Raw genomic sequence first — 21,368 nt, 5'->3', positions numbered from 1 at the left:
CACAGCCGGCACCCGGCCCTACGGCGTCAGCCGGTGCAGGTCACGCGGGAACGCGGTGACCTCCCGGACGTTGGCCGCGCCGACCAGCCGGGCCACGAACCGTTCCAGCCCGATGGCGAACCCGCCGTGCGGCGGCATGCCGTGCCGGAACGCGTCCAGATAACCGGTGTACGGCTCGACCGGCTCACCCCGGGCCGCCAACGCCGCCAGGTAGTCGGCGTGCCGGTGCAGCCGCTGCCCGCCGGTGACCAGCTCCAGGCCACGAAAGAGCAGGTCGAACCCGTTCGAGTACGCGGGCCGCACCGGGTCCGGGTGGGTGTAGAACGGTCGCTTCGCCATCGGGTAGCCGGTGACGAAGAGAAAGTCGGACCCGTGTTCGCGGCGGGCCCACCCGCCCAGCGCCCGTTCGTGGGCCGGCGCGAGGTCCGGCTCGTCGGCGGGAGCCCCGGCGATCGCCAACGCCTCGGTGAAGTGCACCGCCGGGATCTGCACCGGCACGGCCGGCACCTCGACGCCCAGCGTCGCCAGGGCGCCACCGGCCCGCTCAGCCACCGCGCCCAGCATGCCGGCGACGACCTCGCGCAGCACCCGCATCACGTCGGTATGGTCGGCGACGAAGCCCAGCTCCGCGTCGAGCGACGTGTACTGCGCGAGGTGCCGGACGGTGTCGTGCGGTTCGGCCCGGAAGACCGGCCCCACCTCGTAGACACGTTCGAAGACGCCGACCATCAACTGCTTGTAGAACTGCGGCGACTGGGCCAGGTACGCGGGCCGGCCGAACCAGTCCAGCGCGAAGACGTTCGCCCCGCTCTCGGTGGACGAGCTGACCACCTTCGGCGTGTGGATCTCTACGAAGTCGCGGGCATCCAGGGCAGCCCGGAAGCCGGCCACGGCCGCCGCCGAGACGCGCAGCGCCGCCGAGCGGGTCGGATGACGCAGCGCGGTCGGGGCGTTGTCGAGCTGGGTGGGCAGGCTCGCGCTGAGCGCCGGCCGGTACAGGTCGAACGGCGGCGGCTCGGCAGGTGGGCCGAGCGGTCGTACCGTCGGGTCGGTCAGCTCGACCCCGGCGGGCGCGGTGCCGTTCGACGTGACCGTGGCGGTGACCTCGACGACTGTCTCCTCGGTGATTTTCTCCAGCTCGGCGCGGACGGCCGGGTCGGTGACGACGACCTGGGCGAGGCCGGCGGCGTCCCGCACGATCAGGAAGGCCACCGACTTCAGCAGGCGGCGGCGGTGCACCCAGCCGGCGATCCGGACGGTCTCGCCGACGTGGGCGGGCAGGTGGTGCGACAGGGTTCGGCGCATGACGGGCTGCTCCTCGGTCGATCGCGACGCCGCCACCGGGGCGACGGTGTCGCATCAGCCCCAGGGAGGTGTGGGCGAGCGGGAACCTCGCGGTGCCACCACACCTTCGCCCCCACCGGAGCGGGGGCCTCGTTCGTCGCCTGGTGACCGGGGCCAGCCGGGCGGGCTCTAGTAGGCGTCGCCGCCGTTCTGCCCGCAGCTCGGGAGGGTCTTCGCGCACCCGTCGCCAGACCGCCTCTCAGCACCGGCGGCTCTCTGTACTGGCGGGTCGGGGCGCTACTCGGCTCCGTCGTCGCTGTTGGCGGCGACGCTAACACCCGAACCCGGCGCGTGTGACGCCATTTTTGGGCTTGCCGGTGTCCGGCGTCACAACATCAGCGGCGTGACGCCGGTCGCCTGACGCACATAGACGGCTGCCATCCGGCGTAGGCTCGTTTTCGTGACGATCGAGCACTCCGCGCCGACGACCGGCCAGGCAGCGCGTACCGCAACGGCGGCCCCCGAGGGGCGTCGCCTGCTGCGGATCGAGGCGCGCAACGCCGAGACGCCGATCGAGCGCAAACCGCCATGGATCAAGGTCAAGGCCAAGATGGGCCCGGAGTACACCCAGCTGCGCGGGCTCGTGTCGCGCGAAGGGCTGCACACCGTCTGCCAGGAGGCCGGCTGCCCCAACATCTACGAGTGCTGGGAAGACCGGGAGGCCACGTTCCTCATCGGTGGTGACCAGTGCACCCGGCGCTGCGACTTCTGCCAGATCGACACCGGAAAGCCGGCCGAGTTCGACGCCGACGAGCCGCGTCGCGTCGCCGAGTCGGTCGTCTCGATGGGCCTGCGCTACGCCACCATCACCGGTGTCGCCCGTGACGACCTGCCCGACGGCGGCGCCTGGCTGTACGCCGAGACGGTCCGGCAGATCCACGCGCTGCAGCCCGGCTGCGGCGTCGAGCTGCTCATCCCCGACTTCAACGCCGTCCCCGAGCAGCTGGCCGAGGTCTTCGGCTCGCGGCCCGAGGTGCTGGCCCACAACGTGGAGACCGTGCCGCGCATCTTCAAGCGCATCCGGCCGGCATTCCGCTACGACCGCTCGCTGGACGTCATCCGGCAGGCCCGCGCCGACGGCCTGGTCACCAAGAGCAACCTGATCCTGGGCATGGGCGAGGAGCGCGCCGAGATCTCCCAGGCGCTGCGCGACCTGCACGAGGCGGGCTGCGAGCTGATCACCATCACGCAGTACCTGCGCCCCTCCCCCCGGCACCACCCGGTGACCCGGTGGGTCAAGCCGGAGGAGTTCGTGGAGCTGCGCGAGGAGGCCGAGGAGATCGGCTTCGCCGGGGTGATGAGCGGGCCGCTGGTGCGCTCGTCGTACCGGGCCGGCCGGCTCTACAAGCAGGCGCTCGACGCCCGCGCCGCCACCCCGGTGGCCACCGCCGGCTGACCCGCCGACAGCGCCGCACGGCCGTGCGGCGTCCGGGTGCCATGATCGAGCGATGACCGCCGGCGTACGCGAACAGCCGCGCGGCGCGGGTCGACCGCGTCCGCGGCCCGGTTCGCACCTCGGCCTGGTCGGCTGGCTCACCGGTCTTGCGGTACTCGCCGGGGTCAGCTACCGGCTCTGGCTGCTGAATCACGCCACTCCCCCGACGAACAGCGACGAGGCCACCATGGGGCTGGCCGCGCTGCACATCGCCCGGGGCGAGGACTTTCCGGTCTGGTTCTACGGCCAGCAGTACATGGGCCCGCTGGAGGCGTACCTGGCCGCGCCGGTGTTCGCGCTGTTCGGCCCGTCCCTGTTCGGTCTGCGGCTGCCCACGCTGGCGCTGTACGCGCTGTTCCTGCTGCTGACCTGGCGGCTCACGCTGCGGCTGACCGGGGACCGCTGGTTCGCCCTGCTGGTGGTGGCGCTGCTCGCCCTCGGTGCCGACCGGGTGGTCAAGAACCAGTTGATCGCCGGCGGTGGCTACCCCGAGATGAATGCGGCCGGGGCGGCGCTCGTCCTGCTCGCCGTCGACCTGGCCGCCGGCCGGCCGGGGTGGCGACCCGTCCGCTGGGCGGTCTGGGGGTTCCTGGCCGGGCTGCTGCTCTGGGTCGACCCGCTGGTGCTGCCGTACGTCGTGGCGACCGGGGCGGTGCTGGTCGGGTTCCGCCACCGGGAGCTGCGCGGGCGGGCCGGAGCGCTGCTCGGGGCGGCAGCCGTGCTGGGGGCCGCGCCGCTGCTGGGGCACAGCCTGCTGACCGGCCGCAACCCCCTGCACGCGGTGCTCGCCGCCGGCGGGGCGGACGCCACCGCGAGCTGGGCGGACCGGCTGCACGGCGGGCTGCTGCTCGGGCCGCCGCTGGGCATGGGTTTCTGCGGCCCCGGCTCCTGCGCCACCTGGCAACTGTGGTGGGCGTACGCGCTGCCGGTGCTGCTGGTCGTCGCCGCCGCCACAGCCTGGCGGGCACTCCGCCACCCACCCGGCTCACGCGGCGCGGACGGCTCGACGCCCCGGGTCGCGGCGGCCATGCGGCTGGCTCTCGTGCTGGCCGCGGCGGCGACCCTCGCCGCGTACACGCTGAGCAGTTCCTCCGGTCTGACCCCGGTGGAGAGTTCGCGCTACCTGTCCACGCTGCTCATCTCCGTACCGGCGCTGCTCTGGCCGGTCTGGACGCTGGCCCGGCGCGGTCCCGGGTGGCCGGTGACCCGGCTGGGCGCGTTCGTCGTCCTCGCCGCCACGCTGGTCACCGCCGCGTACGCCAGCGGGCAGGCGGCCCGGACGGCCCCGGCGACCCGGACGGCCGAGGCCCGGCACGCCGAGCTGGTGGCCACGCTGCGCCACCTCGGCGTACGACACGTCCGCGCCGACTACTGGACCTGCAACCGCCTCACCTTCGCGAGCGGCGAGGAGGTGGTCTGCGCGGTGGTCGACGACACCCTGCGTCCCGGCTTCGACCGCTACCCCGCGTACCGCCGCGAGGTGGAGCGTGCAGCGGCGCCGGCCTGGGTCGCGCCGACCGGCTCACCGCTGGCGGCCCGGCTCGACGAGCGGCTCGGCACCGACCCGGCCGACCTGGACCTGGTCACAGTCGACGGCTGGCGGATCTACCTGCCGCGCGGCTGAAAAGACCACCCGTCAGCGGGGCGCGGCGGGCTCGGCGAGCAGACCGAGACGACGGGCCAGCGCGGCCGCCTCCCCGCGGTTGGTCACGCCCAGCTTGGCGATGATCCGGGAAACGTGCACGCTTGCCGTCTTCGGGGAGATGAACAGGCGCTCGGCGATCCGGCTGTTGCTGTGCCCCTCGGCGACCAGCCGCAGCACCTCCCGCTCCCGGGACGTCAGCAGATCGGCACCGCCCCCACCGTTGCCCGCCCCCCGCAGGCCGACCCGCCGCGCCAGCGTGGCGGCCGTCTCGGCAAGCGGCGTCGCGCCCAGCCGCCGGGCGATCTGGGCCGCCTCGGTGACCGTCGCCGACACCTCGTCGCGCTCGCCCGCCGCCGCGGCGGCCTCGGCCAGCGCCAGCAACGCCCGACCGAGCGGGTACGGCTGACCGTCGACGCGCCACGCCTGCACCGCCGCCCGCCACGCCGGCACCGCCTCGTCGTCCGCCGCCAGCAGAGCGCTGACCTGGGCGGCGTGCGCCCGCGCGGCCGGGTGTCGCGCCGGCAGGTCGGCGGCGAGCGCGGCGACGGCGGCAGCCAGCTCCCCGTCACCCACCCGGGCTGCGGTACGCGCGGCGGCGCTCAGCACCGGCCAACCCTCGCGGGGCAGGTGCGGCAGGCTGTCGTCGGCCACCGCGACGCGGGCCGCGCGGACCGCCTCGATCTTGTCGTCGGCGGCCAGCGCCGCCTCGATGCCCAGCTCGTGCAGGGGCAGGCGGTGGTTCGGCCACAGGTAGGGCCGGGCGAGGAAGGCCAACGCGCGGTCGACCATCTCGTCGGCTCCCGGGTGCGCCCGCGCCAACCGCAGACCGGCGCCCAGCTGCAACCAGTGCAGCCCGGTGACGCCGGACAGGTCGATGCGGGCCGCCTCCGCACAGACCGTCTCGGCCTCGTCCCACCGGCCCAGCGCGATGAGCGCCTCGGCCCGGTTGGACAGCAGGTACGCCCCGGCCGAGCGGCTGATCCCCACCCGCCGCGCCTCGGCCAGGCCGGCCTCGGCCGCCTGCGCGGACTCGGCGTAGCGGCCCAGCTCGCAGAGCACGTCCGACTGGAACACCTTGACCAGCACGAGAGCCGCCGGGTCCCCGGCCGCCTGGGCCACGGCCTCGGCACTGCCCAGCTCCGCCAACCGGTTGTCCAGCTGCTGGTGGCAGAGCAGGGCGATCCTCGTCGGCAGCAGGACCAGTTCCTCGCCGAGCGCCTCGGCGTCCGTGCTCGCCTCGGCGGCGACCAGGGCCGCCTGCTCAGGATCGATCTTGACCAGGTGGGCGGCGATGTCGGCGAGCAGCCGGACGCGCTCCACCCCGTAGGGCCCGCCGGCTGCCAGTCGGTACGCCTCATCCAGCTCCCGCCTGCCGTCGCTCTTGCCGAGCAGGGCCATCAGCCGGCCCCGCTGGTCCAGCAGGCGGGCGGCGCGCAGCGGCGTGGCGTCGGCGTCCACCTCGGCCAGTCCGGCGCGGGTCAACGTGATGGCGCGACTGAAGTCGCCGGCCGTCACCGCCGCGTCCAGGGTCTGCTCCAGCAACGCCAGGTGGTCCATGCCGAGCAGGTCGGCCGCGTCGGGCACCAGCTCCCACAGCTCCAACGCCCGTTCCAGCAGTCGACGCTGCTCGGCGTAGGCGTACCGGTCGGCGGCGGCGCAGGCCGCGACCCGGGCGGCGACAAGGGCGCGGGGGTGGTCGTGCGCCGCGTACCAGTGGTGGGCGATCTCGGCCGGGGCGCGGCCGGCGACCACCAGGTGCGGCTGGGCCTCGATCGCGGCGGCGAACCGCGCGTGCAGCCGGGCGTGCTCGCCGGGCAGCAACTCGTCGTGCACGGCCTCGCGGACCAGGGCGTGCCGGAACTCGTAGTCGCCGTCCGGGTCGGCCACCACCAGTTGGGCGGCGACCGCGGCGCGCAGCGCGTCCTCCAGCTCGGCCTCGGGCAGGCCGGCGACCTCGGCGAGCAGACCGTGGGCGAAGCGGGTGCCGCCGGCCGCCGCGATCCGCAGCACCCGCTGGGCCGGCTCGGGCAACCGGTCCACCCGGGCCAGCAGCAGGTCGCGCAGCGTCTCGGGCAGCGCCGCGCAGCCGAGCGGGGAGCCGGCGACGGCCAACTCCTCGATGAAGAAGGGGTTGCCCTGCGTACGGTCGTGGATGTCGTCGACGGCACGCGGCGCCGGCTCGCCGCCGAGCAGGTCGGCGAGGATCGCGCCGGTACCGTCGCGGTCCAGCCGGCCCAGCTCGACCCGCTCGACACCGCGGGCCCGGTCCAGCTCGGCGAGGAACGGGCGCAGCGGATGGCCACGCTGCAACTCGTCGGTGCGGTAGGTGCAGACCAGCAGCAGCCGGCCCGGCCGCGCGGCCCGGACCAGGAAACCGATCAGGTCCCGGGTGGAACGGTCCGCCCAGTGCAGGTCCTCGATGATCAGCAGCAGTGGCCGGACGTCGGCGAGCCGCTGGAACAGTTCGGCGACCAGGTCGAACAGGTATCCGCGTGGGGCGTCGGTAAGTGGTCGCGTGCTCGGGGCGGTCAACCCCGCCGGCATCCGGCCCAGCTCCGGCAGCAGGCGGGCGAACTCCGCCTCGTAGCCGGCGAAGACCTCCGCCCCGTCGGCGCGCAACACCGCGCGCAGCGCAGCGGCGAACGGCGCGAACGGCAGGCCCGCCTCACCCAGCTCCAGGCACTGACCGACCAGCACCCGGGCGCCCCCGGCGGTGGCCCCGACCGCGAACTCCTCCAGCAGCCGGGTCTTGCCCACGCCCGCCTCGCCACCGACCAGCACGGTGGCCGGCTCGCCCTTCCCGGCCCGGCCCAGCGCGTCCCGCAGCGCCGCGATCTCACGGTGGCGGCCGACGAGGACGGAACTGGCGGCACGTACGGTCACGGGACCGAGCATGCCATGACCGGGCGACGCACCGTCCCCGCCGATCGGCCGGCGACGCGGCGACGGGGCTGCCCCGCCTCCTGGCCCGCCGGTCGACGGCTCGGACCGGAGCCCGCCGGCCGACGGTCCGGACCCGGGCCCGCCGGCCGACGGTCCGGACCCGGGCCCGCCGGTCGACGGTCCGGACCCGGGCCCGCCGGCTGACGGCTCGGACCCGGGTGCCGGGTCGTCGTGCCGGCCGGCCGGTGGGACGGGCGCGGTGGGTGCGGTGGGTGCGGTGGGTGCGGCGGTCGGGGTCACCGGCGGTCGTCACCCGTGCGGCGGGTCGGCTGGCGGCGGCCCAACCAGGCACGACCCGAGCGGCGCGGCACCGACCGGGCGAGCCGTTCCGCCGCAGCCTCGGCCCGCAGCTCAGCGGCGTGGGTACGGTGCACGGAGAGCAGGAAATCTACGTCGTTGCCGAACATGTCGGGCTCCTTCGTCGCGTCGTCGTTGTCTGCTGACGACTCTTCGCGCGAAGGCCCCGGCCCGGCATGGGCACACCGCCTCATCTTGCCCGGCCGCACCCTCCTTACCCGCCCGGTCGGGGCGGGTAAGGCGACGTAAGGTACTCAGCCGGCCGGCACCCGGACGCGGATCAACGCGGCCGGCGGGGACCACTAGACTCTGCGACATGGCAAAGCCCCAGGAGAAGGTCTCGTTCGGCCAGCGGCTGAAGCAGATCGGGATGGTGTTCCAGTTCACCGCCAAGCAGGACCGGTGGTTCGCGCCGCTGGTTGCCGCAGCGGTGCTCATCCCGCTCGCGCTCACCGTGGTCGCGGTGATCCTCTGGAGCTGGATCTGGCTGCCGATCGGCATCCTCTTCGTCCTGCTCGCGGTGCTGATCGTGCTGAACCTGCGGTCCAACAAGGCGATGATGAACGCCGCCGAGGGGCAGCCCGGCGCAGCGGCGCAGATCATGGACAACATGCGCGGCGACTGGCGGGTCACCCCTGCCGTCAGCTCGACCACCCAGATGGACATGGTTCACCTGGTGATCGGCCGGCCCGGCGTGATCCTGCTGGCCGAGGGCAACCCGCAGCGGGTGCGCGGCCTGCTCGGGCAGGAGAAGCGACGGCTGGCCAAGGTCATCGGCTCCGCCCCGCTGCACGACTACGTAATCGGCCAGCAGGAGGGCGAGCTGCCGATCCGCAAGCTGCGCACGACGCTGCTGCGGCTGCCCCGCGCGCTCAGCGGCAAGGACGTCAACGCGCTGGACAAGCGACTCAAGGCGCTCACCGCCCGTCCGCAGATGCCCAAGGGCGCGATCCCGAAGAACATGCGGCCGCCGGGCGGTGCCCGCCAGCCGCGACGCTGACCCGTACACCGCGAAAGAGCCGGACCCAGACGGGTCCGGCTCTTTTCGCGCCTCGCGCCTCGCGCCCCGCGCCTCGCGCCTCGCGCCCCGCGCCCCGCGCCTCGCGCCTCGCGCCCCGCGCCCCGCGCCCATGCTCCGCGCAACATCCCCGATGTTGCTGTCTCCGACGCGCGGGAGGCAGCAACATCCCCGATGTTGCGCGGATCTTGCCAGGTCTTCCCGTTCGGAGGGCGGGATCTTGTCGGCGTCGGCCTGCGGGAGGCGGGCCTCCGACAGGCACGCCGCGGAGGTGACAGCCGATCCGGCCGGCGAGGGCCCGAGCGGTGCGGAGGCGGGCGGGGCGGGATCGCGGGAGTCCGGGTGCCCGGGTGCCCGGGTGCCCGGGTGCCGGGCGTGTCAGCCGCGCGGGGCGTCGACGATGACCGAGTCGACGAGGCGGTCGTGCACGCCCCGACGGTGCTCGTCCATGATCAGCGCGGGGACGACGAGCGCCAGCAGCACGCCCCGGGCCAGCGCGCGGGGTACGCCGATCCGGCCCCCGTCGTGCCAGTTCACGCAGCGGACCTTGGTGACGTACATGCCCGGCGTCTGGGCGAAGAGGCCGAGGAAGATGCCGTACTCCAGGATCAGCACCAACACGGGCGCCCAGCCGTCGCGTACCGGATCGGCGAAGATGTTGGCCACCAGCAGGCAGAGCACCCAGTCGATGATCAACGCTCCGAAGCGCCGACCCAGGCTCGGCGGGGTGAAGGTGGGATCGGTGGCCGGCGCTGCCGGGACGTACGGATTGGTCACAGCGATCAAGGGTATCCGCGTCCGGATCGGGGCCTCGGATCGCCGTCACCACTGCGTGCCGATTCGGGCCAATGGCATGAAGTGTCATTACACTGGCACAGCCGGTACGGCGTTCGCGCAGGCTGAGTGCGTGGACAGGAGCGTCGCTGACGCTCCGCGAGGGACGTAACACGGCAGAAACACTCAAGACACGGCCGGGCAACCCCCCGGCCATAGCGTCGCCAGGAGCCTAGCCACCCCGTGGACGTGCCAGGAGGATGTGTGTTCGCCAATCCCGAGGAACTGCTGCGATACCTCAAGAACGAGGACGTGAAGTTCGTCGACGTTCGTTTCTGTGACCTGCCCGGCGTGATGCAGCACTTCAACCTGCCGGTCGAGTCCGTCAACGACGACCTCTTCACCGACGGCCTCGCGTTCGACGGTTCGTCGATCCGCGGTTTCCAGGCGATCCACGAGTCGGACATGCTCCTGCTCCCGGACGTCGCCACCGCGTTCATCGACCCGTTCCGGGCGCAGAAGACCCTCGCGCTCAACTTCTTCATCCACGACCCGTTCACCCGCGAGGCCTACACCCGCGACCCGCGCAACGTCGCGAAGAAGGCCGAGGCGTACCTCGCCGCGAGCGGCATCGCCGACACCGCCTACTTCGGCGCCGAGGCGGAGTTCTACATCTTCGACTCGATCCGCCACGAGACCTCGGCGCACCAGTCGTTCTACTACATCGACTCGGTCGAGGGCGCGTGGAACACCGGTCGCGAGGAGGAGGGCGGCAACCGCGGTTACAAGACCGCGTACAAGGGCGGCTACTTCCCGGTGCCCCCAGTCGACCACTACGCCGACCTGCGCGACTCGATCGTGCGTCGGCTCGTCGACAGCGGCTTCACCGTGGAGCGTTCGCACCACGAGGTGGGCACCGCCGGCCAGTCCGAGATCAACTACAAGTTCTCGACGCTGCTGCACGCCGCCGACCAGCTCCAGCTCTTCAAGTACATCGTGAAGAACGAGGCCTGGGCCAACGGCAAGACCGCGACGTTCATGCCCAAGCCGCTGTTCGGCGACAACGGCTCCGGCATGCACACCCACCAGAGCCTCTGGCTCAACGGTGAGCCGCTGTTCTACGACGAGACCGGCTACGCCGGCCTGTCCGACACCGCCCGCTGGTACATCGGCGGTCTGCTGCACCACGCGCCGTCGCTGCTGGCCTTCACCAACCCGACGGTCAACTCGTACCGCCGCCTGGTGCCCGGCTACGAGGCGCCGGTCAACCTGGTCTACTCGCAGCGCAACCGCTCCGCCTGCACCCGCATCCCGGTGACCGGCAGCAACGCGAAGGCCAAGCGCGTCGAGTTCCGCGTGCCGGACCCGTCGGCAAACGTCTACCTGGCCTTCTCGGCCATGATGATGGCCGGCCTGGACGGCATCAAGAGCAAGATCGAGCCGCCGACGCCGATCGACAAGGACCTCTACGACCTCCCGCCGGAGGAGTGGGGCGACGTCAAGCAGGTCCCGGGCTCGCTGCCGGCCGTGCTCGACTCGCTGGAGGCCGACCACGACTACCTGCTCGACGGCGGCGTCTTCACCCCCGACCTGATCTCCACCTGGGTCGACTGGAAGCGCGCCAACGAGGTCGACCCGGTGCGTCTGCGCCCGACCCCGCACGAGTTCGCCATGTACTACGACTGCTGAGCCTGATCAAGGGCTCTGACCTGGAGCAACAGGATCGCTACTGATCTTGGGTACAGGTTGGGTACAACTTCACGAAACGGCGGTCATGCCCGGCTCACAGCCGGCGTGGCCGCCGTTTCGTGTTGGCCGAGCGCGCCGTCGATGAGCAGCCGGGTCCGGTCGAGCACGTAGTAGTGCCCACCGCGCCGGCAGGCCGACCGCTTCCCGGGCGCTCGCCCAGGTATGGGAGGCCGCCGCGTTGACGGGCTCGCCGCCAACACCCTTGAACAGCAGGCGTGCGGCCCGGCGGACCGGCCGGCGACGGTCCGTGTCGTCGTCGACTTCGACCGCGTCGCAGCTGTCGGTCAGGTGCTGACGCAGCGCCACCACCACGACATCAGGCAGCTCGACGGTGCGGGCGCTGGTGTTGGTCTTGACGACCAGGTGGTCGATAAGTCCACAAGGGAGGACCGTAGGCGTGATTGCGGTCGGCCTTGACTCACCGTCCAGTCCGGCACCGGGTGGCCGGTTGACGGGGTGAACGGTCGGCGTGGTCATTGGCGGTTATCTGACTGTCCGGGTGATCAGCGGGTGTGGGGATTGTTGCGGTGGCGTGGGTGTACCAGGGTGGAACGGTGCGGTCACAGTCCGGGGTGGTGGGTGGATGTTGCGGCTTGAGGTGTTGGACTTCGCGGGGCCGATGCGGTGGCGGTGGCGGCTGACCGACGCCGACGGCGGCCGGTTTCTGGCTGATCATGTTGTGGAGTTGGATGCCGGGGAGTGGCAGTACGAGGCGTTCACCGCGCTGGACGAGTACCTGTTCTGGCATGCAGCGCCGGATCGGCGGTTGGCCAGTGAGGCGCAACTGGTTGCGCAGGTGGGGGCGTGGATCGGGGAGCGGGTGCTGGGCCCGGTAGCGGTGGCGCTTGCCGAGTGGCAGGAGCCGGTGCGGCTGGAGGTGCCGGCCGAGGCGCAGGTGTTGGCGTACCGGCCGTGGGAGCTGGCCCACGTCGGGGGTCAAGCGTTGGCGGTGCAGTGGGTGAATTTCGTCGTCGACCCGGTGGGCCGGACGCCGCGGGTCAAGAGGCCGGTGGGGGATCGGCTGCGGATGCTGGCGGTCTTCAGCCTGCCGGAGGACGCGTCGGCGTTGAACCTGCGCCGGGAACGCTACGCGTTGGCGCAGCTGGTGCAGGAGATTGCCGCGGCCAATGAGAAGGCGGTGGAGTTGCGGGTGTTGCAGTACGGCGCCACCCGCAAACGGCTGGAGGACGCCCTGCTCGAAGAGGCCGGCTGGGACGTGCTGCACATTTCCGGGCATGGCCTGCCGGCCGGGCTGCTGCTGGAGAAGGACACGGGACAACGGGATCTGATTTCCAGCCGCGAGTTGGTGAACCTGTTGAATGTGGTCGGTCGGCAGATCAAGTTGGTCACCCTGTCCACCTGCGAGTCGGCGGCGGTGACCGCGGCCGAACATCTGCGCCTGCTCGGTCTGCGCCCCGCAGACCCCGCACACGGTGCGGCCGGCCCGGACGGGTACGGCACTGACGGCGCCACCCCGGGCGGCGGCTCGGACCAGGCGGAGGGGGCGTTGCCGGCGGTGGCCACCGAGTTGGTGCGCCGGCTGGACTGCGCGGTGCTGGCGATGCGGTATCCGGTGGTGGACGATTTCGCGATCGCCCTCGCCGGCTCGTTTTACCAGCTGGTGTTGGGTAAGGGGCAGCCGGTGGCGCGGGCGCTGGGGCTGACGTTGCCGCGGGTGGTGCAGGATCCCCCGACCGCGGGGGCGCCGGCGTTGTCGGTGACCACCCCGGCGTTGTTCGGCGCCCGAGCCGGCGAGCTGAGGCTGGACGCGCCGCCCGGGCAGCCGGTGGTGTTCCAGGCCGAGCAACAGAAACTCGCCCGGTTCGACCCGCAGCCGCAGCGTTTCGTGGGCCGGGTGGGGCCGATGACCCGGGCCACCGCCGCGCTGGCCCCGCGCAGCGGCCGCAGCGGGGTGCTGTTTCACGGGATGGCCGGGGCCGGGAAGACCGCCTGCGCGCTGGAGTTGGCGTACACCCACGAGGACGGGTTCGCCCGGCTGGTGTGGCATCAGGCCCCGCCGGAGGGCCACGACATCACCGCCGCGCTCACCGCGTTCGCCCTGGATCTGGAGGCGCAGCTGCCCGGAATTCGGCTGGCGCACCTGGTCGACGACACTGCCGCGTTGCAGGCCTTTCTGCCGACCCTGACCGAGTTCCTCGAACGTCAGCGGGTGCTGCTGGTTCTGGACAACCTGGAATCGTTGCTCACCGACACCGGCGGGTGGCGCGACCAGCGGTGGCAGCTGCTGATCGACGCGCTCACCGGCCACGGCGGCTTGTCCCGGGTGGTGTTGACCTCCCGCCGCCCGATCGCTGGGCTGCCGCCCGGGGTGCTGGTGGAGCCGGTGCACGCGCTGTCGCTGACCGAGGCGGTGCTGCTGGCTCGGGAATGGCCGCACCTGCGCGCCCTGCTCGACGGCGCCAGCCGCGGCCTCGACGCACGCCAGGCCCGAGCGCTGGCCGCCCGCACCCTCGCCGTGGTGCAGGGCCACCCGAAGCTGATCGAGCTGGCCGACGGGCAAGCTCAGGATCCGGCCGCGCTGCAGTCCCGGCTGGACGAGGCGGACCAGACCTGGCTGGACACCGGCACCCGCCTGGATGCCTTCCTGCAGCACGGGGAGGCGTCTGCCACTGGCGAGGACTATCTGCGGGTGCTCGACGGCTGGACCCGCGGCACCACCGGCACCCTGCCCGCCGCCTCGGCCACCCTGTTCGGGTTGCTGTGCTGCCTGGAACAAGACGACCGCCTCGGCCTCGTGGTCGAGGGCAGCTGGGCCGAGTTGTGGCAGCGGCTGGACAAACCCGGCCCGCCCCCCGACCTGGACGCTGCCCTGGCGCCGCTGCTGGAGCAGGCTTTGGTCGCGGTGGACCGGAACCCGGACACCGGCCGGCCGGCGCGGTTCCACCTGCATCCCGGCGTCGCCGAGGCCGGCCGCACCATGATCGGCCCCGATCTGGGCAACGCCGTGGACACCGAACTCGCCGCCTACTGGCTAGCCCTCTTGGACGCTGCTGCGCAGCGGGAGCGGGAGGAGCTGGGCTGGCTGGTCCGCCGGGCGGCGCTGGCCGCCGCCCCCTACCTGATCCGGCAACACCAGTGGCAGCAGGTGCTGTATCCGATAGAGGCGGTCCTCAACCGCAGCGCCTCGCCGGGGACTGCGGCGGCGGTGCTGCCGCTGCTGGCCAGGGCCCGCGAGGGCGGCCGCGGCAGCGATGTGGAACTGCGCGCCGGGCGGCTGCACGCACGAGCCCTGAGGTCCATCCGACCCCACCACGCCGCCACAGAACTACGTGACCTGCTCGACACCGCCGTCGCCCAGCAGAACTTCCCACTGGCCTCGGCGATCGCGACGGACCTCGTCAACCTCCACCGTAGGCTGGGTCGGTTCGACGACGCCCTCAGCCTGGCCGAGGATCAGAAGGAGTACACCCGCCAGGCCGGATGGGGTCCCTGGACCCAGCTGCTCGATGAGGCGCAGCGGCTGCAGATCCTCGTCCGTCAGGGGCATGCCGACCAGGTGCTCGCCGCCGTGCAACAGCTCCGTCCGGCGATGGCCGCCCTCCCCGAGTCCTCCGATACACCCGAGGCCTCAGACCCCTTCAACGTCCGGGAGGTGATCTTCGACCTCGGCCGTACGGCGGCCCAGGATCTCGGCCGGTGGCAGCAGGCGCTGGACTTCAGCGCCGAGATACTCGCCTCCCAGCGGGGGCGGGGGGCCAGCGACGCCGAGCAGGCCTTCTCGGCGCTCAACGAATACGGGCCGCTGTTGCGGCTGGGCCGGGTCGGTGAGGCCCGGACCCTGCTGCAGTGGTGCCGGACGGTCTTCGAAGCCGACCACAACATCACCATGCTGGGCAAGGTGCTGTCCGCTCTGGCCGACGTGGAGGATCAGCTGGGTCACGGCGGCCCGGCGATCGAGCTGGGCAAGGATGCCCTGCGGCTGGGCTACGCGGCCGGGGAGCCGGACGGCATCGGGGTCAGCCACACCAACCTCGCCCTTTACCTGAACCGGTACGGCGGCGAGCGGCAGCAGGTGTGGGCCCATCGCCTGGCCGCCGCCGTGATCGGATACCAGACCGGTGCCGGGGAGCTGACCGGACGTGTCCGCGCCCTCGCCCGACTGCTTGCCCGGGACGAGGCGCCGCCCCCGGCAGCGTTCGCCGACGTGTGCCGCATCGTCGACCAGGTCGACGGAGTGCACCTGGCCGATCTGGTGGCCCGGCTACCCGCCCGCGCCCCGGACGGGCAGGCGGCGCTGGATGAGGTGCTCCGCCTGGCCCGCTCCCTGCCCCCCGAGGAGGAAGCCGACCTGCAGCGGCACCTGACCTGGTGGGAACCGGTGATCGCCGCCCTGATCGCCGCCGAGGGCGGTGACCCGGACGCCGCTGCCGCCCTCGACCAGGCCCTCACCGCCCGCGGGGAGCAGAGTGACTGGCGGCAGCTGGCCGAGGTGCTGCGCCGCATCCACGCCGGCGACCACACCCCAGCACTGGACGGGCTCGACCCGATCGACACCGCGATCGTCCGCCGCCTCCTGGATGCCCTCGCCGGCGAGGTCACCGTCGATCTCGACGCCTGGCACACCCTCACCAACAACGAGGAGAAGTGGCTGGATGCGCTGATGGACGTCACGGTCGCGGCGGCCAGCGGCGACCCCGACGCCACCGCGCAGCTCACCCCGGTCCTCGACGATCTCGCCGCCGACCCAGAGGGCGCGGCGTTCGCGGCAGTGCTCCACCGCATCCTCGCCGGCGACCGCGACCCCACCCTGCTCGACGGGCTCGACCCGGATACCGCCGCGGTGGTCACCGCGATCCTGGACCGGCTCACCCCGGCCGCCACAGCGCCCACCGATCAGGCCGCCCCGCCCACCACCCGGGACGACTCGTGAACCGACCTCACCTCACCGACCAGATCGGCGCCCTGCCCGACGAGCAGGACGTCACCGTGCTCGCCCCGGTCCTCAAACGCCGAGGTAGCTCTTGTCGGCCTACTCGGTGAATGCGGGGAAGGAGCGCATCTGGTCGAAGCGGCCGGCGGCCAGGTCGTCGAATCTGATCAAGAAGCGACCGAAGTGACAAAGAACTCGGTGGGGAACTGGGCGAGCGGCACCCATTCCCGAATCAGTCGGGATTCCTCTTCGCGGCGCCAGCGGATCCTCTCGGGCCGCGCAAGGTCAGGTCCGGTCGCCAGTCGGGCCCGCAGGCTGGCACGCGCCATCTGCTCCTCCGGAGAGTACGAGCCTCCGATTCGTTTCGTGTATCCACCGATGCGCAGGGATGCCAGGCCGTTCTCCGTGGGCCAGAGATCCTGGACCAGCTCGATGAGTTCGTCGGTGTACGTCAGCTCCCTGACCAGCTGCTGCACGGTGTCCGAGGCGAACATGAGGTTCTCGTCCACCGGCAGGGGAAGCCGCTCCACCTTCGGAAGGGCCGCGCAGTCGAGGGACGCGACGAACGGCAACGGAATCCCGCGCTCGGACGGCCACTCGGCGTCGACAGGTAGCCGGGGCAGTCCGCCGCTCTGCCCGACCACGTCCTCGCCGCCGTCACCGCCACCTACCCAGATCGCGAATCGCAGCTGCTCGGCGAACCGGTCAACCTGATCCGCCGGAATGCCCCGCTCCATCGCCTCGCGGCGAAACGGTCCGTATAGCTCCACAGCGGAGCATGATCGCAGATGGGTGCTCCGGGGCCGTCGCAGGCCGGTGGGCCACTTCGACCCCTGGTATCCGATCAGATGCGCGCCGAGCGGCGCCGCCCCCCGGCATACCTTCGTATCCGATATATTACGGCGATGGATACACCACTGCGTGAACCCACGTTCCTGATCCTCACCGCGCTCGCCGCCGAGCCGATGCACGGCTACGGGCTGATCCGCGAGGTCGCCGTCCTCTCCGACAACCGTGTGTCGCTCCGCCCCGGGACGCTCTACGGGGCACTCGACCGGCTGGTCGACGCCGGTCTCGTCGAGGTCGACCGGGAGGAGGTGGTGGACAGCCGTCTGCGCCGCTACTACCGGCTCTCCCCCGCCGGTGACGCCACCCTGAGCGCCGAGACCGAGCGGCTCCGGCGCAACGTCGAGGCCGCCACCAGGCGGCTGGCGGAGCGGGCCCGCACCGCCCGGCCGGCCGCCCCGCGTATCGCCGGAGGGTTGGCATGACCGATCTTGAGCGACGTTACCTGCGGCTGCTGCTCGCCTACCCCGCCGAGTACCGGCGCTCCCGTGGCGCCGAGATCGTCGGCACGTACCTGGACCTGGCCACGCCGGGCCGCCGCTGGCCGGCGCCCGCGGACGCCGCGGACCTCCTGCGCGGCGGGCTGCGTCAGCGGGTACGCGCCGCCGGCGTGATCCACCTCGTCCCGGGCGTACGCCTCGCGGCCGCCGTGGCCCTGTTCACCGCCACCATGCTCGCCGGCGTGTGGACGGTGCTCGAACTGCGCCCCGCACCGCCGGGCTTCGGTGAGCCGTCGGTCGGGCCGTTCGTCTCGCTCGGCATCGTGGCGTGGGTCGGCTGGCTGTTCGCCGCGGCGGCGCAGGCGCTGACACCCGGCAGGTGGCGCCGACGCGCGGTCGCGCTCGCGGCGCTCCTCACTGTCGCGCTCGTCCCCGCCGCCGCGCTCACGGACCTGCCCCGTCCGCCGCTGTTCGTGCTGCTCCCCCAGGTCGGGTTGGGGCTGGTGGCGCTCGGCGCGTCCGGCGAGCGGCAGGTGTCGCTGCGGGTGACGCCGCTGGTCGCGGCCGTCGCCGGCCTGGTGGCGGCAGCGAGCCTGACGCCGGAAAGCCTCGCCTGGACCTACCGCGCGGGGACCGCGGGTCAGGCCCTGCTCAACGCCGCCGTGGCGGTGCTCGCGGTGGCCGTGCTGCTCGCCGTGGGACTGGCGCTGCGCGGCGACCACCGGGGCGGCTGGGCCCTGTTGACCCTGTTCACCCCGGTGGGCCTGCTGGCCCTGCAACCACTGGCCGGGGCCGCCGACGGCGTGCCGGCCGAGTTCAACCCGAGCTGGACGGCACTCGCCGCGACGGCGGCCGTGGTCGGCCTGGTCGGCCCCGCCCTGCTACCGGTGGCACTCGCCGTACGCGCCCGGCTGGCCCGGCCCTCCACCCCCGGCGCCACCTGGAACACGCACCGCTGACCGCGCCCACCCCGCACGTCCCTGCTGCTGCTGCCGCTGCCGCAAGATCGTGCTCGATTCAGGAAGTAGTGGCCTCGCAGGTCCGGCGATGCCACTACTTCCCTGTTCGAGCGCGATCGTGAGCAGCGGACCGACGCGGCGGACGCTTCAGCCCGTTCTGACCGACCCGAAGGAGCAGGAACAGGAGCAGAGCGGTCATCGCCACCGCGCCGGGGGCCTTCGTGAAGCGGGCCAGGTTGGTGCCGTCGGGCAGGACCAGGAACGTCGCCACCCCGGCCGGCAGCACGAACCAGGTGGTCCGGGTGGCGGTGAGCGCGAGCAGGGCCAGCGGCCAGGTCGCGTACCAGGGGTAGAAGACCGGGGACAGGACCACAGTGGCGGCCAGGGCCAGGCCGGCGCCGTGCAGCGTGACCCGGGCGCGGTCCAGGGTCGGATCATCCGAGGCCCGCCGGGCCCTCAGCCACAGGACCACCACCACGATCGCGAGCAGCAGCAGCGCCACCGCCCGGACCACCGGCACCGCCTGCGGGTCGCCCCCGACCAGCGCGCCGGCGTAGTCCACCAGCAGGCCGACGGCGGTGGGCGGCGACGTCCACTGTTCGGAGTCTCCGCTGCGGGTCAGCCCGCCCACCCAGCCGAAGCCGAGACCGGACAGCACCGAGGTGACCAGCAACGCGGCCAGCATCCCGCCGGCCAGAGCGCCGCCGTCGCGCAGCAGCGCCCGTACGGTGTGCCGGCCGTGCACCGCGGCCAGCGCGGCGAACGGTGTTACCACCACGGCGGTGGCCTTCACCGTGACCGCCAGGCCGAGCAGGGCCCCGGCGGCGAGCAGCGCCCCCGGTCGACCCGGCCGTCGGATCACCAGCAGGAGCGCACAGAGCAGCAGCCCGAGCATGACGGCGTCGTTGTGCGCCCCGGCCACCAGGTGCACGCCGACCACCGGCGCGGCCAGCGCCAACCAGGCCGCCCGCCGGGTCGGCACGCCGGCCGCCCGCGCCAGGGCGGGCAGGCAGTACGCCGCCAGGAGCAGGCCAGCCACGGCGAAGACCCGCAGCAGTACGACCGTGCCGGTGAGCCCGCCGCCCAGCGTGACCGCGAGCGCCGCGAGCAGCACGAAGACCGGCCCGTACGGGGCAGGCGTGTCCCGCCAGATCGGCGCCACCGTCTCCACCCACGGGCAGCCGGCCGCCGCCACCGGAACCGCGTACGGGTCGACGCCGTGCGCGTACGTCCAGCCCTGGCAGGCGTACGAGTAGACGTCCCGGCTGCCCAGCGGCGGCGCGACCAGCATCGGTAGGACCCACAGCCCGGCGGTGACGTACGCCCACCGGCCCGACGGCGCACCGGCGCGCAGTGACCACCAGGCGCCGACCAGCAGCGCCGTGCCGACAAGCCAGCAGGTCAGCGTGGTCGGCCCGTGCGGGGCCCGCCAGATCGACACCGGTGTCGCGCCCAGCGGGGCGTCGGGCAGCGCCCCGCCGAGATACCCGGCGACGGTGAGCAGGACCGCGCCGACCAGGCCGGCGTACCTGGCGAGCCGGGCCACCGAAGGGCCGGCAAGCGGCGGCGACGCGCCGGGAGCGGTCACCGGCGCACCTTCCCTCAGTCGGCGGCGACCGGCTGACGGGCCGCCCGAGCCGACCGTACCAACCGGACGACCAGCACGATCACCAACAGCGTCATCAGCGGCGCCCCGACCGACTTGGTGAACCGGGCCAGCCCGGTGCCGTCGGGCAGCACCAGGAACGACGCGACCAGCGCGACCACCATGAACCATCCGGTACGCCGGGCGGTGGCCGCGAGCACCGCGAGGGGCCAGATCCAGTACCAGGGGTGGAACAGCGGCGCGAGGGCGACAGTGGCGGCCAGCGCCAGGGCGGCGTGCCACAGCGGCTCGCGGGTGCGGGCCCGCCACCACAACCACACCAGCAGCAGCGCCAGCACTGCCATGCCGATCCCCCGGGTGACCGGCAGGGCGTCGATGTGCCCGCCGAAGGGAACCGCCAGGTAACCAACGGTCTGGCCGACCGCCGTGGACGGCGACGTCCAGGCGATCACGTCGCCGCCTCGGGCCAGGCCGCCGACCCAGCCGAAGTCCAGTCCGGCGGCGAAGGTCACCCCGACCACGACGGCGACCGCGCCGCCGACGACCCAGCCGCCGTGGCGGATCAGCGCGCGGATCGAGTACCCGCCGACGATCGCGGCCAGCGCCGCGAACGGCACCACGACCAGCGCCGTCACCTTGATTGCGGCGGCCAGCCCGAGCAGCGCGCCCCCGGCGAGCAGCGGGCCGGGGCGGCCGGGCCGCGAGGCGATCACCGCCAGCCCGGCGACCAGCAGGCCGACCATCAGGGCGTCGTTGTGCGCGCCGCCGACCAGGTGCACGGCGACCAGCGGGCAGGCGAGCGTCAGCCAGACCGCCCGGGCGGCCGGTACGCCGGCTCGCCGGGCCAGCACCGGCAGGCTGACCGCGGTCAGCGCGACCCCCGCCACGGCGATCAGCCGGAACACCACTATCGCGCCGGTCAGTGAGCCGGTGGCCTTGACCACCGCGCCGGCGAGCACCACGAACAGCGGCCCGTACGGCGCCGGCGTGTCGCGCCAGATGTAGGAGATGGTGTCCAGCCAGGGGCAGGGCAGCGCGGAGACACCCTGCTCGTACGGGTTGATCCCGGCGGCGTAGCTGGCGCCCTGGCAGGCGTACGCGTAGACGTCGCGGCTGGCCAGCGGCGGCGCGATCAGCACCGGCAGCAGCCAGAGCCCGACTGTGACAAGCGCCCACCGGGTCGACGGCACGCTGTCGCGCAGCGACCACCAGGCGTACGCCAGCAGCGCGGTGCCGACCAGCCAGGCGGCGAGGACCAGCGGCCCGTTCGGGCCCTGCCAGATGCTGACCGGGGTGGAGCGCAGGGGCGAGCCGGGTAGGGCGCCGCCGAGGAACGCGGCGACGGCGAGCAACACCGAGCCGACCAGTCCGGTCCAGCGCGCGAGGTGGTGAGGCACGCCGGACATGCTGCCAGTACGGTT

At 73.1% G+C, this 21,368-nt stretch carries 15 protein-coding genes; 7 read left to right on the top strand and 8 right to left on the bottom strand.

Annotation, left to right across the window (positions count from 1 at the left end; translation table 11 throughout):
- Nucleotides 1–18 precede the first annotated feature (18 nt).
- Nucleotides 19–1,305 carry an aspartate--tRNA(Asn) ligase gene (gene aspS, locus AB0B39_RS21485; protein WP_357575177.1) on the bottom strand — a complete coding sequence of 429 codons (1,287 nt, stop codon included), beginning with the start codon at nucleotides 1,303–1,305 and terminating at the stop codon, nucleotides 19–21.
- A 439-nt stretch (nucleotides 1,306–1,744) separates the two neighbouring features.
- Between aspS and lipA the strand changes: the two genes are divergently transcribed.
- Together lipA and AB0B39_RS21475 are read left to right on the top strand one after the other, a co-directional pair.
- Entirely contained in the window at nucleotides 1,745–2,740 is a 996-nt protein-coding gene (gene lipA, locus AB0B39_RS21480) for a lipoyl synthase (RefSeq protein WP_354861387.1), read from the top strand.
- A gap of 52 nt (nucleotides 2,741–2,792) precedes the next feature.
- Nucleotides 2,793–4,403 carry a hypothetical protein gene (locus tag AB0B39_RS21475; protein ID WP_357575176.1) on the top strand — a complete coding sequence of 537 codons (1,611 nt, stop codon included), beginning with the start codon at nucleotides 2,793–2,795 and terminating at the stop codon, nucleotides 4,401–4,403.
- Between the two features lie 12 nt (nucleotides 4,404–4,415).
- Here the strand turns inward: AB0B39_RS21475 and AB0B39_RS21470 are convergent, their stop codons facing one another.
- Together AB0B39_RS21470 and AB0B39_RS21465 are read right to left on the bottom strand one after the other, a co-directional pair.
- Nucleotides 4,416–7,307 (bottom strand): AAA family ATPase, encoded by a 2,892-nt coding sequence (locus tag AB0B39_RS21470; protein ID WP_357575175.1) that lies wholly within the window; start codon nucleotides 7,305–7,307, stop codon nucleotides 4,416–4,418.
- A gap of 296 nt (nucleotides 7,308–7,603) precedes the next feature.
- Nucleotides 7,604–7,774, bottom strand: a complete 171-nt coding sequence (locus AB0B39_RS21465) for a hypothetical protein (protein ID WP_234590919.1) — start codon at nucleotides 7,772–7,774, stop codon at nucleotides 7,604–7,606.
- A gap of 206 nt (nucleotides 7,775–7,980) precedes the next feature.
- Here AB0B39_RS21465 and AB0B39_RS21460 point away from each other — a divergent pair, with 206 nt between their 5' ends.
- Nucleotides 7,981–8,664 (top strand): DUF4191 domain-containing protein, encoded by a 684-nt coding sequence (locus AB0B39_RS21460; protein WP_234590917.1) that lies wholly within the window; start codon nucleotides 7,981–7,983, stop codon nucleotides 8,662–8,664.
- Between the two features lie 396 nt (nucleotides 8,665–9,060).
- Here AB0B39_RS21460 and AB0B39_RS21455 read toward each other — a convergent pair whose 3' ends face one another.
- Nucleotides 9,061–9,459 carry an RDD family protein gene (locus AB0B39_RS21455; protein ID WP_357496642.1) on the bottom strand — a complete coding sequence of 133 codons (399 nt, stop codon included), beginning with the start codon at nucleotides 9,457–9,459 and terminating at the stop codon, nucleotides 9,061–9,063.
- Nucleotides 9,460–9,720: 261 nt separating this feature from the next.
- On the opposite strand from AB0B39_RS21455, the gene glnA reads away from it, so the two are divergent.
- Nucleotides 9,721–11,145, top strand: a complete 1,425-nt coding sequence (gene glnA / locus AB0B39_RS21450) for a type I glutamate--ammonia ligase (protein WP_234590915.1) — start codon at nucleotides 9,721–9,723, stop codon at nucleotides 11,143–11,145.
- A gap of 69 nt (nucleotides 11,146–11,214) precedes the next feature.
- Here glnA and AB0B39_RS21445 read toward each other — a convergent pair whose 3' ends face one another.
- A complete protein-coding gene (locus tag AB0B39_RS21445) occupies nucleotides 11,215–11,682 on the bottom strand; it encodes a hypothetical protein (RefSeq protein WP_357496640.1) in 468 nt (155 codons plus the stop codon).
- A 106-nt stretch (nucleotides 11,683–11,788) separates the two neighbouring features.
- On the opposite strand from AB0B39_RS21445, the gene AB0B39_RS21440 reads away from it, so the two are divergent.
- A complete protein-coding gene (locus AB0B39_RS21440; RefSeq protein WP_357496638.1) occupies nucleotides 11,789–16,096 on the top strand; it encodes a hypothetical protein in 4,308 nt (1,435 codons plus the stop codon).
- A gap of 167 nt (nucleotides 16,097–16,263) precedes the next feature.
- On the opposite strand, the gene AB0B39_RS21435 is transcribed toward AB0B39_RS21440, so the two are convergent.
- Entirely contained in the window at nucleotides 16,264–16,866 is a 603-nt protein-coding gene (locus AB0B39_RS21435) for a DUF1963 domain-containing protein (RefSeq protein WP_357496636.1), read from the bottom strand.
- Between the two features lie 135 nt (nucleotides 16,867–17,001).
- Between AB0B39_RS21435 and AB0B39_RS21430 the strand changes: the two genes are divergently transcribed.
- Complete coding sequence (locus AB0B39_RS21430) at nucleotides 17,002–17,367, top strand: helix-turn-helix transcriptional regulator (RefSeq protein WP_357496634.1); 366 nt, start codon at nucleotides 17,002–17,004, stop codon at nucleotides 17,365–17,367.
- A complete protein-coding gene (locus AB0B39_RS21425) occupies nucleotides 17,364–18,341 on the top strand; it encodes a hypothetical protein (protein ID WP_357575174.1) in 978 nt (325 codons plus the stop codon). The genes AB0B39_RS21430 and AB0B39_RS21425 overlap by 4 nt, the downstream gene beginning before the upstream one ends.
- Before the next feature lie 94 nt (nucleotides 18,342–18,435).
- Here AB0B39_RS21425 and mptB (AB0B39_RS21420) read toward each other — a convergent pair whose 3' ends face one another.
- A complete protein-coding gene (gene mptB / locus AB0B39_RS21420; protein WP_357575173.1) occupies nucleotides 18,436–19,929 on the bottom strand; it encodes a polyprenol phosphomannose-dependent alpha 1,6 mannosyltransferase MptB in 1,494 nt (497 codons plus the stop codon).
- 14 nt (nucleotides 19,930–19,943) lie between these two features.
- On the bottom strand, nucleotides 19,944–21,344 hold the full coding sequence (gene mptB / locus AB0B39_RS21415) for a polyprenol phosphomannose-dependent alpha 1,6 mannosyltransferase MptB (RefSeq protein ID WP_357575172.1): 1,401 nt from the start codon (nucleotides 21,342–21,344) through the stop codon (nucleotides 19,944–19,946).
- Nucleotides 21,345–21,368 lie beyond the last annotated feature (24 nt).

Source organism: Micromonospora sp. NPDC049114 (assembly GCF_040648635.1).
Taxonomy (GTDB): domain Bacteria; phylum Actinomycetota; class Actinomycetes; order Mycobacteriales; family Micromonosporaceae; genus Micromonospora.
The sequence above is the reverse complement of the archived record's forward strand: the minus strand, read 5'-3'. Positions and strand labels throughout refer to the sequence as shown.

What these genes read in the sequence shown, in the direction of transcription:
- aspS (WP_357575177.1), bottom strand. Translation starts at nt 1,305, where the DNA reads ATGCGCCGAACCCTGTCGCACCACCTGCCCGCCCACGTCGGCGAGACC.
- AB0B39_RS21475 (WP_357575176.1), top strand. Translation starts at nt 2,793, where the DNA reads ATGACCGCCGGCGTACGCGAACAGCCGCGCGGCGCGGGTCGACCGCGT.
- AB0B39_RS21465 (WP_234590919.1), bottom strand. Translation starts at nt 7,774, where the DNA reads ATGTTCGGCAACGACGTAGATTTCCTGCTCTCCGTGCACCGTACCCAC.
- AB0B39_RS21460 (WP_234590917.1), top strand. Translation starts at nt 7,981, where the DNA reads ATGGCAAAGCCCCAGGAGAAGGTCTCGTTCGGCCAGCGGCTGAAGCAG.
- AB0B39_RS21445 (WP_357496640.1), bottom strand. Translation starts at nt 11,682, where the DNA reads ATGACCACGCCGACCGTTCACCCCGTCAACCGGCCACCCGGTGCCGGA.
- AB0B39_RS21440 (WP_357496638.1), top strand. Translation starts at nt 11,789, where the DNA reads ATGTTGCGGCTTGAGGTGTTGGACTTCGCGGGGCCGATGCGGTGGCGG.
- AB0B39_RS21430 (WP_357496634.1), top strand. Translation starts at nt 17,002, where the DNA reads ATGGATACACCACTGCGTGAACCCACGTTCCTGATCCTCACCGCGCTC.
- AB0B39_RS21425 (WP_357575174.1), top strand. Translation starts at nt 17,364, where the DNA reads ATGACCGATCTTGAGCGACGTTACCTGCGGCTGCTGCTCGCCTACCCC.